Annotated in this window: 7 protein-coding genes and 4 pseudogenes; 10 read left to right on the forward strand and 1 reads right to left on the reverse strand. The window is 34.8% G+C overall.

Annotation, left to right across the window (positions count from 1 at the left end):
* Positions 1 to 817: 817 nt before the first annotated feature.
* The 4 genes and pseudogenes from AD998_09160 (at position 818) to AD998_09175 (ending at position 4,915) form a co-directional block, all read left to right on the forward strand.
* Positions 818 to 1,552: pseudogene (locus tag AD998_09160) on the forward strand (hypothetical protein).
* A 158-nt stretch (positions 1,553 to 1,710) separates the two neighbouring features.
* Positions 1,711 to 3,186, forward strand: coding sequence for a proline--tRNA ligase (locus AD998_09165; GenBank protein KOY86291.1), 1,476 nt, complete (start codon positions 1,711 to 1,713; stop codon positions 3,184 to 3,186).
* Between the two features lie 68 nt (positions 3,187 to 3,254).
* Positions 3,255 to 4,478: a hypothetical protein gene (locus AD998_09170; protein ID KOY86292.1), complete on the forward strand. Its 1,224-nt coding sequence runs from the start codon at positions 3,255 to 3,257 to the stop codon at positions 4,476 to 4,478.
* A gap of 5 nt (positions 4,479 to 4,483) precedes the next feature.
* Entirely contained in the window at positions 4,484 to 4,915 is a 432-nt protein-coding gene (locus AD998_09175; protein ID KOY86293.1) for a hypothetical protein, read from the forward strand.
* 143 nt (positions 4,916 to 5,058) lie between these two features.
* On the opposite strand, the pseudogene AD998_09180 reads toward AD998_09175, so the two are convergent.
* Positions 5,059 to 5,319 (reverse strand): annotated as a pseudogene (locus tag AD998_09180) (hypothetical protein).
* 67 nt (positions 5,320 to 5,386) lie between these two features.
* Between AD998_09180 and AD998_09185 the strand changes: the two are divergent.
* The 6 genes and pseudogenes from AD998_09185 (at position 5,387) to AD998_09210 (ending at position 13,840) form a co-directional block, all read left to right on the forward strand.
* The gene (locus AD998_09185; protein KOY86294.1) at positions 5,387 to 7,840 is read left to right on the forward strand and encodes a hypothetical protein; all 2,454 of its coding nucleotides are present in this window, start codon (positions 5,387 to 5,389) and stop codon (positions 7,838 to 7,840) included.
* 125 nt (positions 7,841 to 7,965) lie between these two features.
* The gene (locus AD998_09190; GenBank protein KOY86295.1) at positions 7,966 to 8,352 is read left to right on the forward strand and encodes a hypothetical protein; all 387 of its coding nucleotides are present in this window, start codon (positions 7,966 to 7,968) and stop codon (positions 8,350 to 8,352) included.
* A 27-nt stretch (positions 8,353 to 8,379) separates the two neighbouring features.
* On the forward strand, positions 8,380 to 9,012 hold the full coding sequence (locus AD998_09195; GenBank protein ID KOY86296.1) for a phage tail protein: 633 nt from the start codon (positions 8,380 to 8,382) through the stop codon (positions 9,010 to 9,012).
* A gap of 21 nt (positions 9,013 to 9,033) precedes the next feature.
* Positions 9,034 to 9,387 carry a hypothetical protein gene (locus tag AD998_09200; GenBank protein KOY86297.1) on the forward strand — a complete coding sequence of 118 codons (354 nt, stop codon included), beginning with the start codon at positions 9,034 to 9,036 and terminating at the stop codon, positions 9,385 to 9,387.
* Between the two features lie 163 nt (positions 9,388 to 9,550).
* A pseudogene (locus AD998_09205) lies at positions 9,551 to 11,116 on the forward strand (type II restriction endonuclease).
* 630 nt (positions 11,117 to 11,746) lie between these two features.
* Positions 11,747 to 13,840, forward strand: a pseudogene (locus AD998_09210) (hypothetical protein).
* Positions 13,841 to 13,875 lie beyond the last annotated feature (35 nt).

Here is a 13,875-nt window from a genome sequence, read left to right on the forward strand (position 1 = left end):
TTCCATTTTGCTTTTAGATGAAGGAGCTAATATTATGTATGCTTCACCTGCTGCTCATAAAAACTGGGGTTATCAGAATAATGAACTGCAAGAACAATATTTGTTTGACTTGGTACATCCCTACGATTCATCTTTAGTGAAGAAAATATTTTTTGAAATTATCAATACACGTAGAAAATTATTTAGAACTACCTTTCGTATTTTGTATAAAGATGGTTCTGACCATTGGATGGAAGTAAAAGCCAAAAACTTACTCAGAGAGCCTTCTATCAATGCCGTTTTGATGATTGTGCAAAACGTAACACAACAAACACTTGCTGAGGAAAAAATTATTCAGGCTCTTGAAACAGAAAAAAAGCTTAACGAAGAGTTGGCTCAAAGAGAAGAAAAACTAAAAAACACACTTGACATCATCAAACAAAAAGAAATTGAACTTAAAAAAGCCAATCAAATACTAGAAGATGCTCAAACATTTGCTAAAATGGGGTCTTGGCATATAGAAACAGAGCCAGAAGAGTCTATAGCTTGGTCTAAACAGACTTTTATAGCCTTTGGCATGAATCCTTTTATAGATAAAACTCCTCGTAATAGTCAAGAATTGAGACAGTTAATCCATGAAGATGATAGAATTAAATTATTAGAGTTGTATAAAAGAGTACTTAGTGGTGAAACAGAAACCTATGAAATAGAATTGAGACAATATCAAAAAAATGATGATGCATACCGTTGGTTTCTTACAAAAGCTCAATCTGTTAAAAATGAAGAAAATAAAATTATAGGTATATCAGGGATTACACTTGATATACATGAACGCAAATTGGCTGAAGAGAAGCTTAGACAAACCAATGACGAACTTAGCAAAGCAAACTCTGAACTAGACAGGTTTGTATATAGTGTATCTCACGATTTGAGAGCTCCTATATCCTCACTTTTAGGGCTTATTCAGCTTTCTCGAATGACAGATGATGTGGAAGAAGTAAAACAATATATGTCTTTGCAAGAAAAAAGTATTCAAAGACTTGATAATTTCATCAAAGATATTTTGGACTATTCTCGAAATGCTCGATTAGAATTTACTCCTGAGCCCATTTCGTTCAAAGAAATCTTAGAAAATTGCTTTGAACAACACAATCACATGGAGAATGCCAAACGTATTGAAACTATTATCAAAATCAATGAGGAGAAAACGTTCTACTCAGATAAAAACAGATTGAATATTATATTTAATAATTTGCTTTCTAATGCTATTAAATACGCAAACCAAAGACAGTTAAGATGTTATATTCAGGTGTTTGTAGAAACTGATGACAAAGAGGTAAAAGTAGAAATCCAAGATAATGGAATAGGTATTGGCAAAGAACATATCAACAAGGTTTTTAATATGTTTTACAGAGCCAACGATTCGCTTGCAGGCTCAGGATTAGGCTTGTATATTGTCAAAGAAACAGTAAATAAATTACAAGGCTTTATTAAACTGGACTCCGAATTGGGGCAGGGTACAAGGATAGTGCTTACACTACCTAATAAAAAAGATGAAGTAAATGAATCTTGATTACAACAATTTTATGAATAGATTTTTCTGGAAACTACTTTAGAAAAGAAAAAAGATAAAGGAAAAAAACATCTACACTCCTTTTTCTTTACTCTTTTTTACAAAAAATTAACAAATACGATATTAATTCAATACTAAGTACTAAAAATATACTATTTATGAGCAAGAAAATAACACCTCGTGACCAAAATTATTCGGAATGGTATCTTGACATTGTAAAAGAAGCAGATTTAGCAGAACATTCTGCCGTAAAAGGTTGTATGGTTATCAAACCTTATGGTTATGCCATTTGGGAAAAAATGAGAGATGACTTAGACAGACGTTTCAAAGAAACAGGGCATCAAAATGCTTATTTCCCCCTTTTTATACCCAAAAGTTTGTTTGAGGCAGAAGAAAAGAATGCAGAAGGCTTTGCCAAAGAATGTGCTGTTGTAACGCATTATCGCCTCAAAAATGACCCTAACAACAAAGGAAAACTTATTGTTGATCCTGATTCTAAATTAGAGGAAGAACTAATTGTACGCCCAACCAGTGAGGCTGTTATCTGGAATACCTACAAAGGCTGGATTCAGTCGTATAGAGATTTGCCTTTGCTGATAAACCAATGGGCAAACGTAGTACGTTGGGAAATGCGTACACGCTTATTTTTACGTACAGCAGAATTCTTATGGCAAGAAGGGCATACAGCTCATGCAACCAAAGAAGAAGCCATTGCTGAAACTGAACAAATGTTAGAGGTATATGCTGATTTTGCAGAAAATATACTTGCTATTCCTGTAATTAAAGGTATTAAAACAGCCAATGAACGCTTTGCAGGAGCAGAAGAAACATATTGTATTGAAGCCATGATGCAAGATGGAAAGGCTCTCCAAGCAGGTACATCACATTTTTTAGGGCAAAATTTCGCCAAAGCTTTTGATGTGAAGTTCTCAAACAAAGAAAATAAATTGGATTATGTATGGGGAACATCGTGGGGAGTGAGTACACGCCTCATGGGAGCATTAGTAATGAGTCACTCTGATGATTCAGGTCTTGTAATACCACCTCGTTTAGCACCCATTCAAGCAGTAATAGTTCCTATTTACAAGGGTGCAGACTCTATTCCAACACTTGATGAAGCATGTTTGACACTCAAAAAACAATTGGAAGCCAAAGGTATCATTGTAAAATTTGATAACAGAGATACCCAAACACCAGGTTTCAAATTTGCTGAATGGGAAGTAAAAGGTGTGCCTGTTCGTTTGGCTTTAGGGCTTAGAGATTTGGAAAATAAAACCATTGAAGTGGCAAGACGTGATACCAAAGAAAAACAAAGCGTAGCCTCTGAAGGTATTGCAGAATACGTAAGCAATTTATTAACTGAAATTCAAAACAATCTTTATCAGAAAGCTTTAGAACGTAGAACACAAATGACTTACGAAGTTAATTCTTATGATGAACTGAAGACTGTTTTGGATAAAGGTGGTTTTGCCCTTGCTCATTGGGATGGAACAGGAGAAACAGAACAGAAAATTAAAGAAGAAACCAAAGCAACAATTCGTTGTATTCCATTAGGAAACAAACAAGAAGAAGGGAAATGCATTTATTCAGGCAAACCTTCTAAAGAAAGAGTTGTTTTTGCTATAGCATATTAATAAAGAGCAACCTACAAAATTTTGTAGGTTGTTTTTTTATGTGTACTTTTTTGAAAAAAAGCCTTTTTATGTTGAAAAAAATAGGATATACCTTCATACTTTTCATAGTAATTGTACTGGCTTATATCAATATGAGGCTTCACATGAGTACAAGCCTTCAAAATGAAGAGAAAACGCATAAGGATGTTCTTCTACAACTCCAATTTATAGAAATCCAGCTAAAAAAGAAGGATTTGGCTGTAGAAATGCAAATGCTGTATCCAGAAGGTTATGTGTTTTCTAATGTATTGTATGGACTTACATGGGCAGAAATAGCCCAAAAATCAGATAAAACTTCTCTTATCCATCAAAAAGCTATTCAGGAAATTTTATATGCTTATAATCAGGTAAATACCAAATATGCTCAAAGTATTTTTCCTACATCTACCAAACCTCAATATGGAGTATTTTATGCAGGATGGAGAAATTATTTATTGGGAAAACTCCTTGAAATACAAACATATAAAAACATTAAAGAACTAGAAGTTTTCAAACAGAATTGTGAGGAAATAGCAAAGGCTTTTCAAAACTCAAAATCGCCTTTTTTAGAGTCTTATCAGAAGGCTTCTTGGCCTGCCGATTCGTTTGTAGCGATGATGTCTCTACATTTGCACGATAAACTCTTTGAACCAAAATATCAGGAACTTATCAAACAATTGATAGTTAAAGTAAAAATGCTTTTAGATAAGCAAACTAGACTTATACCTCACTCAGTAGATTCAAGTACAGGCGATAAGATAGAAGGAGCAAGAGGCTCTTCGATGGCTTTGATGCTTTTATTTCTTTCAGAAATAGAGCCTACATTTGCCCAAGAGCAATTTGAGTTGTTTAAAAAACAATTTTCTCAAACCATTTTGCAGTTGCCATCTATCAGAGAATATCCACATGAAAGTTCTGGAGTAGGCGATGTAGATTCGGGTCCTGTAATTTTTGGGATGAGCCCTGTGGCGACTATTGTGTCAGTTGGGGTATTTGAGAAGTTTGGAGAATATAAAACAGCTAATAGTATGTTTAGTTGTATTGAAACATTTGGATTCTCTTATAGCTCAAAAACAGAGAAAAAGTATTTAATGGGCAAAATGCCCATAGCAGATATATTTATTGCTTGGGTGAGGGTACAAGGTACCCAAAAGATTGTTCAAGAAAATCCATTTGGCTCAATATTTTTATTTAATACGTTGTGTAGTGGCTTTATAATGCTTATATTGATAGTCCTTACAAGAAAAAGGCTTAAAAATATTTTAAAAAAATAAATGCTATGTTCATCAAAATATTTGCAATAACCTTTTTTATCTGTTTTGCCCTGATGTGTATGTATGGCTGTTATAATTGGTCAAATACGTTATATCAGTATGCTAAAAGAGGCATACAAACACAAGCAGAAGTAATAGAAGTAAAAAAGTTTGGAAGCAATAAGCCCAGTTATTATGCTTTTTTACAGTTTCAAGACATAAAAAACAAAACTTATACCATTGAACGGAGAATGAGAGCCAAAGAAGGTGAAAAAATAGCTATTCAATACTTGTCTGAATCTCCTGAAAATGCTACTACCGAATCCAGAGCAATGATGTTTTTTTATGTAATAGCTTCATTTTTAATGGGTATACTTGTAACAATGGGTTTGATTATTTTCACTAATAATCCTCTTTCACATATTATCTTGAAAAAATTTAAAAATAAAAAGATTTAACGAATTTTCTTGACTTTCAAAATCCACCAGAAAAAGACAAAATGGAATAGAAGTCTGCCATACAAACCATAATAAGTGGGTTTCTGAGAAAAATCAATCAGACTGCCTCCAACATCCATAACAGGAGGCTCAAAAAGATGACTGATATGAATACTCCAAAAACTCATCAAGAGTCCGAAAATACCCCAAACACCGATATTTCTGTATTTAGAAGGAATCAGCATGAGTCCAAAAATAATTTCTAAAGCTCCTGAGGCGTAATTTAAAAAAGGCTTTTGGATAAACCAAGAAGGCATCATGGTTACATAAAAATCTGGATTAATAAAGTGGTTTGTACCCATCACAGCATAAAATATAGCTGTGAAATATAAAAAAAACTTGCTTTGAAATATGTTTGTAGCCATAACGTTTTGTATTTTGTACCAATATGTAAAACTTTTGGGAGTACGAAAAGTTTTTGATTAAAAAGCTATGCAAAAAATTTATCTTCTTTCTGGAAATGGTAGTTATAAAGCTTGGTGGGACGATTGTCTGCCTTTGTTCAAAGAAAAACAACCCATTCCCCTCGAACTTCCTGGTTTTGGAAGCAATACCTCTCAAAAATATCAAAATTTAGAGCAATTAGCTCGAGCTCTATTGGAGCAAACCGAAGAAAATCAAGAGATTTTTGCTGTGGGGATCAATGCTTTGGTGGTATTGCATGCCCTTGTTCGAAAGCCCAAACACTTCTCAAAAGTGATATTACTCGCTCCTGTGGGGGCTTTTTTATGGGAAAGGAGTTTTGTGAAAATCATGTCTTGGAAGCCTATTCGTAAAACAATTCACTTTTTACTCAAAAACTTTCCTAAAGTGTTTGCTCATAAATTTTCATCTAAAAAATGGACAAATAGTCAATACAAACGCATGGGAGAGGGTTACAAGCAATGCAAAGCCTTTGAAAAATATTTTGAATTTGTTCAGCCTCATAATGCCCTTACACTTTTTGAGTGGATAGAAACACCCATAGAACTTATTTGGGGAACAAAAGATGCTGTTTTGGGTATCAATCAAGCTCCAGCTTGGGATTCTATTCTCCCGAGAGCCGATTTGAGTATCAGCATTCATGAGCATTGGGAACATTATCCCTATATCGATAACCCTGAAGAGTTTGCAAATTTTATTGAAAAGCACAAACCACAATTCAAGGCACACACCAAAGGAGGAAGGCTTGCTTTGGCTACTTTAGCAGGTTTGCCTGTACCCAAAAAGGTAATTGTGAACCCTCAGACAGATTTAATGGCTGTTCTGAACCTGCTCAATACGACTAAACTTTTTGCTGTGCGTTCTTCTGCCTCCAACGAAGATAAAATAGATAAATCCAATGCAGGAATCCATACTTCGTATTTGAGAGTTGGAGCATCAGAGATTATTGCCAAAACACAAGATTTATTTCAAAAAGGTATTGATGAAGTGGTGATTCAAGAGTTTGTAGAGCCAATTATTTCTGGGGTTGCATTTGTAAGAAATATTTCAGCGGAAATAGATTTGGTAGAAGGACATTTAGAAGAGTTTATTTCAGGGAAAAAAGAACCACACAGTTTTACAATTTCTAAAATGGGCGAAAACTGGGAAATTCCCATTTCTTCAGAAGCTCAAAATTTGCTTAACACCAAAGGTTTGAAAATAAAAGAATTGTGGAGTTTTCTACAAAAGACCATTAAAGTTTTTCATTATCAATCTTCTGATATTGAGTGGGCTTGGGATGGTTATCAATTTCATCTGTTTCAGATACGCCCTGTTACACATTATTTATGGCGTAGAAGCCTGACTTCTGCCAATATGGATGAAATTCTGCCCAAACAAGTCAGTAAACTGATGGAATATGCTCAACAGAAAGCTTCTTTGAATATCGGGCGTGTTTATAGCCTTTGGGATAAAAGAGTTCTCAATGACAATGAGCCTTTTAGCGTAACAGCCGAAGACAATGCTTCTTACATCAATTCTGATTTATTTTTGGCTCGTTTCAGAGATTGGGGCTTGCCGAGCAGTCTGTATGCCAAAGAAATAGGTGGGGCAGTGCCTCATTTGCCTTTTAACTTTTGGAAATTCTTTCAAAATATTCCTGTTTTTCTTACAATGCAGGCAGTTTCAAGAAAGAGAATCCTCAAAATAGAACAAGAATTAAAAGTTTTTGAACAGGAATTAGAAAATATCAGAAAACAACAAAGCCCTCAGAAAGAAACAGATTTGGTAAATTGGTTTACAAGATATTATGTTTGGATAGTGCAGAACAATATTTTTATCAACAATTGTATTTCTACCTCTTTTGGAACGTTTTGGGGCAAGCGAAAAACAGTTTATGATGCTTTAAATCCACAAGATTTCCCTCATAGAATTCATTTTGAAAGTGACCCTGCAACCCCAAGAAATAATAAAGACGAAAAACCTCTGCTTCCATTTCCAAAATGGAGCAAAGGCATCCGAATAGCCCATTATTTGAACATGATGGGACTTCAAAGCTATTATTTTGAAGTTCGGGAGTGGTTTAGAGATAACAATATGCGTCTGTTTCATCGTCTGCACAACGCCCTTGAGGATTCGGAGTGGTTAGAGGCTCATGAGGGCATCCGAACAAAATCGGGTTGTTTTTGGCAAAATGGGGGCGAAACACTTTCTCAGGCATTTTCATTTATGATTTACCCTGGGCGTGCAGAAGGCATTTTAGGGAAAGATATATTGGTAGTAGATGCCTTAGAGCCAGGGCATTTTGAAGATTATAAACGAGCCAAAGCTGTTATTTCTCGCACAGGAGGCAGGCTTTCGCATGGGGCAACTCTGCTTCGGGAGCTTCAAAAACCTTCGGCTGTGGTGAGTAATTTCCCAAAAGAATTTGAAGAAAAATTTGTTATTTTTGAAAACGGAAAAATTCTGGAAAAAGGAGTATAGAATTTTTAGAGAAAGGACTCAAGAGAAAAGAAAAAAGATTGAATTGGTATATTTCTCAACTACGACAGATTATTTTCTTTTTTCTATTCTCTTTTATCAAACAAACAATGTAAAACCTCTATATTATGCAAAATGTAAATGTTTTTGGTGAAGCCCTTAAAACTTGTAGCAATACACCCCTGACAGGCTATTTTAGAGATGGTTGTTGCAATACAGATGCCACCGATTATGGTTCTCATACGGTTTGTGCCATCGTAACAGACGATTTTCTGGAGTTTTCGGCTCAAATGGGCAACGATTTGACTACCCCCATGCCATTGTATGAGTTCGAGGGACTCAAAGCTGGCGACCGTTGGTGTTTGTGTGCCTCTCGTTGGCTGGAGGCTTACAGGGCAGGTAAAGCCCCTTTCGTGGACTTAGAAGCCACCAACGAACAATCCCTAAAACTAATTCCTATGGAAATACTCTTAAAATATGCTTTGAAGAAGGATGAGAAGCCTTCATCAGAATGAATAATGCTAAAAACCTTAAACCTACACATGAAATTTTATTTTGTAGATATTAATTCCCAACTAACAGATGCATGGAATAAAGTATTTCAGGGCGTTGAAAATGTAGAAGTTAAGAACCAATCTATATTTGATTTGTCTTGTGATGCCATTGTTAGTCCAGCAAATAGTTTTGGATATATGAATGGTGGGATAGATTTTGCCATTTCTAAGAATCTGGGCTGGCATATTGAAAAGAAATTACAAAAACTCCTGAGAGAAAAATATTATGGAGAGCTTTTAGTTGGGCAGGCTGTACTCGTAGAAACCGAAAACACTCAATATCCCCATCTGATTTCTGCACCAACCATGAGAACGCCCATGACCATCCTGCGTTCCCCGAATGTGTATTTGGCTACTAAAGCAATCTTAGTTTTGCTAAAACATGGTACTTTTGAGGATGGAACTAAAATAGGAGATAAAATTGAAACGGTTGCTATCCCAGGGCTTGGAACAGGAGTAGGACAAGTGCCACCTTTATTGTGTGCAAGACAAATGAGAATTGCATGGGAAGATGTAATGAATGAAAAATATAAAACAGAAGAAGGTTGGGAAGAATTGAGGTCTAATTATGCATATTTCTTCACTCATGACGAAAAAGACTTGCATTATGATATTCCATAAAAAATATTAAATAAAAGAACTATGTATCGAGAAAAATATTGTCAGCAAAGAGCTATTCAAATGTATGCCTCTGGACAAACAAAAACCGAAGTAATAGAAATGCTCAAAGAAGAAAATGCAAAAGAAGAAGAATTAGAAGCATTGGCGGATACATTCTATAAAGATTATCAATTCCTTCAAAAGCAGAGGCATAAACAACGCAAGCAAGATGCAGAACAAAACATGATAGTAGGTGGTGTTTTGTTGGGTGTGGGTATATTGCTCAGTTTAATACTTTCGGAGGAAGGAAGCTATAATATATGGTTTACAGGATTGATCATAGGAGGAGCAATTGCTCTTGGAAGAGGAATAATTTTGAAAAATAATACAGATTGAATGAAATGAATAAAAGATAATGTTTTTTATACATTACTGGAAACACTTTTATCTTAAATTATATGGGATATATTATGGTATCTGATGAATTGTATCTTTGAGATATTTGTATTAACTTGGAATCATTGTAGTGTTAGCTTTTACCTGAAAAAATAACAAGTAAATGATTTTAAATGAGTTGAAGCCCCGAAAAGTGCTTAACAAAGCCTTTTTAAAAGTACGACCCAACAGAATTGAAATAGAAAACTTCAAAAAGAATCTCACCAACTTATTGAATGGGATTAATGAGAAAGAAAGTGAAGAATTTCATAAAAATTTGGTCATTGACTTTCTAAAGAAAACCTACTACGACCCCAACCATTTTATTAATACCAAAGATAGAAAAGACCTAGTCATTCATAATGGTAGCAATGCTCAAAGTACTGTAGGGGTGATTATTGAAACCAAAAAGCCCACCAACAAACCTGAAATGCCTACCAAAGAGAATCTGAATGTAAAGGCATTTCAGGAGCTTGTTTTGTATTATCTCAGAGAGCGAATTATACACAAAAATCTGGAAATCAAAAACTTGATTATTACCAATGTGTATGAGTGGTTTGTTTTTGATGCTCATGTTTTTGACAGGCTTTTTGCTCAGAATAAACAATTAGTGAAGTCATTCACAGATTTTGAGGCTGGAACGCTTGTAGAAAGCAAAACGGACTTTTTCTATGAACAGATTGCCAAACCTTTTATTGCACAAATCAACACAGGGATAGAATTTACTCATTTCGATTTACGAGAGTACACCCCCCTTTTGAGAGGGGTTGGGTCTGAACATCAAAACAAAGCAGATGACAACCATCTAATTGTCCTTTTCAAACTACTTTCGCCAGAACACCTTTTAAAACTACCTTTTGCCAACGACAGCAACAGCCTTGATAAACGCTTCTACAGCGAATTGTTGCATATAATTGGTCTCACCGAAACCAAAGAAGGCGGTAAAAAACTCATTGAACGTAATAAAGAAGGAGAAAGAAACTCAGGGACAATTTTGGAAGATGCTATCATTCAGTTGGATAGTCTCGATAAAATCAGCCGTTTACCCAATCCATCACAATTTGGTGAAAATTTTCAGGAACGCCTTTTCAATGTAGCTTTGGAGCTTTCCATCACTTGGATAAACAGAATCTTGTTTCTTAAACTTTTAGAGGCTCAGCTTATCTCTTACCACAAAGGAGATAAAAATTACGTTTTTTTGAGTCTAGAAAAAATCAAAGATTATGACGATTTGAACAGCTTGTTTTTTCAGGTGCTTGCCCGAAAACATGATGAACGAAACAGTGATGTCAAGAAAGCTTTTGAAAAAGTTCCTTACCTCAATAGTTCTTTGTTTGAGCCTACCGAACTTGAACACACAACATTGTTTATCAGCAATCTGCGAGATGAAAAAACGATTCCTTTACATTCTAAAACAGTTTTAAAAAACGAACAGGGCAAAACCCTCACAGGAAATCTCAATACCTTAGAATATCTGTTTCGTTTCTTGGATGCCTACGATTTTAGCTCCGAAGGCTCAGAAGAAATCCAAGAAGACAACAAAACCCTCATCAATGCTTCTGTTTTGGGTTTGATTTTCGAGAAAATAAACGGCTACAAAGATGGTTCTTTTTTTACACCTGGGTTCATCACAATGTATATGTGTCGTGAAACCATCCGAAAGGCTGTTTTACAGAAGTTTAATGAAGCTGTGAAAAACACACCCCAAAACTTGAAAAATAAGGAAGCTGTAACACCCCTTACAAAAGGAGATTTACAAATTGGGAGTGTGTCTGAGGGTGTTAAACGAGAAATTATCCCATACAACCCAAAATTAAAGGAACTTGCCCGAGAACTTAGAAATAATAGCACAAAATCAGAAATTATACTCTGGAAAGAACTCAAAGGCAAATTTGAGGGTAAATATGATTTCCACAGACAAAAACCTTTAGACAATTTCATTGCTGACTTCTTCTGTTATGAATTAAAATTAGTAATTGAAATTGATGGCGAAACACATAATTGGGAAGAAACACAACAGAAAGATTTTGAAAAAGAAAGTAAGTTAAATGAATTAGGACTCAATGTTCTACGTTTTCCTGATTCTGATATTTTTAAGCATCTGGAAGCTACACTAGAAACCATTCGTAAATACATTGAAGGTTTTGAAAAAGGCGATTTATCAGAGTTTCGTTATGAAGATACTCCCTTAAATCCTTTTACAGGCATAATAGTTGAAAATGATACAGCTCTATTAAACAAGGGCTTAAAAACTCCCCTCTTGAGAGGGGTTGGGGGTGTGTCATCCCTCCTTGAGGAGGGTAAGGGAGGTGTTATATTCAAAACGCTTGATGATGTGTATGAGCAAATTGGTAATGGGAAGCTATTTACCAGAAAAGAAGCCAACGAAATTGTAAACAGCCTCAAAATCTGTGACCCTGCTGTGGGTTCAGGGCATTTTTTGGTTTCGGCTCTCAACGAAATCATTGCCATCAAGAGTGAACTCCAAATTCTGCAAGATGCTCAAGGCAAACGCCTCAAAAACTACACCATAGAAGTGGTAAATGATGAACTCATTGTAACAGATGAAGATGGAGAGCTTTTTGAGTACAAACCCAAAAGCCCTGAAAGCCAGCGAATACAAGAAACCCTTTTCTATGAAAAGCAGACCATTATCGAGAACTGCCTGTTTGGAGTGGATATAAACCCCAATTCTGTTAAAATATGCCGTTTGCGTCTCTGGATTGAGCTTCTCAAAAATGCCTATTACAAACACCTCGCTGACCCTCCTCAAGGAGGGAAAACTCTCAACTCTCCAGAGGGGAGTCACATGGAGTTGCAAACCCTGCCCAATATTGACATCAATATTAAAACAGGCAACTCGCTGGTGAGTCGTTTTGCCTTAGATGCCGATTTGAGCCAAGCCCTCAAAAAAAGTAAATATACCATTGATAGCTACCAAATAGCCGTAGATACCTACCGAAACGCCCAAAACAAAGAGCAGAAAAGGGAAATGGAACGCCTCATTGCTGATATTAAATCGGATTTTAGAAGCGAAATAGCCAAAAACGATCCTAAACTCAATAAAAAACGAAAACTGGAAGGAGATTTATTTACCCTAATGAACCAGATTTCTGTTTTTGGCGAAACAGAAAAAGAAAAGAAAGAGAAAAACAAAAAAGCTGAAAAACTCACCCAAGAAATACAGAAAATTGAAGCCGAAATTGAAGAAATAAAAAACAATAAAATCTTTGAAAATGCTTTTGAATGGCGTTTTGAGTTCCCTGAAGTCTTAGACAATGAAGGCAATTTTGTCGGTTTTGATGCAGTGATTGGAAATCCGCCATATATTCCATTAGAAGCATTTAGTCTTAATCAAAAGACATTTTTTAGCAAAAAATATATACAACTAGAAAGAAAATATGAATCATCTGTACCCTTTATTTTAGAAGGTTTAAATATTTTAAACATATCTGGTCTTTTAGCATACATAGCACCTATTACTTGGCAAACAGGGGAAAATTATTCGAAGTTCAGGAAATCTTTTTTTGAAAATTTTGGTATAGACAAATTGATAAATCTGCCATTTAATATTTTTGAAGATGCCTATGTTGATACAGCATTATATTTTATCTCTAAGGAAAGAAAATCTGAATATTCTATTTATTCTTTTGAGAAAAAGGCACAAATTAAAACGTTAGAAAACTTAAATTATATAACTTTTAAAACTTCTGACCTTAAAATACCTGATTTTAAAATATTTATTGATAAAACTTCACAGCAGTTTTCAAGATTTGATTCTAGTGATTTTGTTTCATTTGGTTCTATTACCAAATCAACACAGGGATTATCCAGTAGTAACTTTATAGAAACAAATAATAAGTTATCAGAATATATTTATCCATTTCTTGAAAAAGGTAATGTTTATAATTACAGTTTAATTAAAGAAAAAATATATAACACAGATTTATCTGATAAAAAAAATCTTTTGGAATACTATCAAGCTGAACCTAAAATTTTAATAAGACGAATAATTAATCGTCAAAATAGACTATCTGTAGCATATTGTGATGAAAAATTAGTTTTTAAGAAAGATATAAATCCTTTTATACCAATTGACAACAATTTTGATTGTTTTTATTTGACTGGAATCGTAGCAAGTAAACTTATTTCATTTATTTACTTAAATTCCTCAACAATAGCAACAAAAGATGATTTTAGACAAACTACCTTAGGTGAGTTGAGAAAATTGCCTATTCCAAAAGTAAGTATAAATAGACAAAATGGAATTAAAATTATTGTTTGTAAAATTTTAGAACTCAAAGCTCAAGACCCAAAAGCAGACACCCAAGCCTTAGAAGCCGAGATAGACCAGATGGTGTATGCGTTGTATGGGCTTACTGAAGAAGAAATCAAGATTGTGGAGGGTAGTTAAACTGCAAGGAGGCAATAAAGTCCCCTCTTGAGAGG

This window comes from bacterium 336/3, from assembly GCA_001281695.1.
Classification (GTDB): Bacteria; Bacteroidota; Bacteroidia; order Cytophagales; family Thermonemataceae; genus Raineya.

Coding starts and splice junctions, on each gene's coding strand:
- AD998_09170 (KOY86292.1), top strand. CDS start 3,255: ATGTTGAAAAAAATAGGATATACCTTCATACTTTTCATAGTAATTGTA.
- AD998_09190 (KOY86295.1), top strand. CDS start 7,966: ATGCAAAATGTAAATGTTTTTGGTGAAGCCCTTAAAACTTGTAGCAAT.
- AD998_09200 (KOY86297.1), top strand. CDS start 9,034: ATGTATCGAGAAAAATATTGTCAGCAAAGAGCTATTCAAATGTATGCC.
- AD998_09165 (KOY86291.1), top strand. CDS start 1,711: ATGAGCAAGAAAATAACACCTCGTGACCAAAATTATTCGGAATGGTAT.
- AD998_09195 (KOY86296.1), top strand. CDS start 8,380: ATGAAATTTTATTTTGTAGATATTAATTCCCAACTAACAGATGCATGG.
- AD998_09185 (KOY86294.1), top strand. CDS start 5,387: ATGCAAAAAATTTATCTTCTTTCTGGAAATGGTAGTTATAAAGCTTGG.
- AD998_09175 (KOY86293.1), top strand. CDS start 4,484: ATGTTCATCAAAATATTTGCAATAACCTTTTTTATCTGTTTTGCCCTG.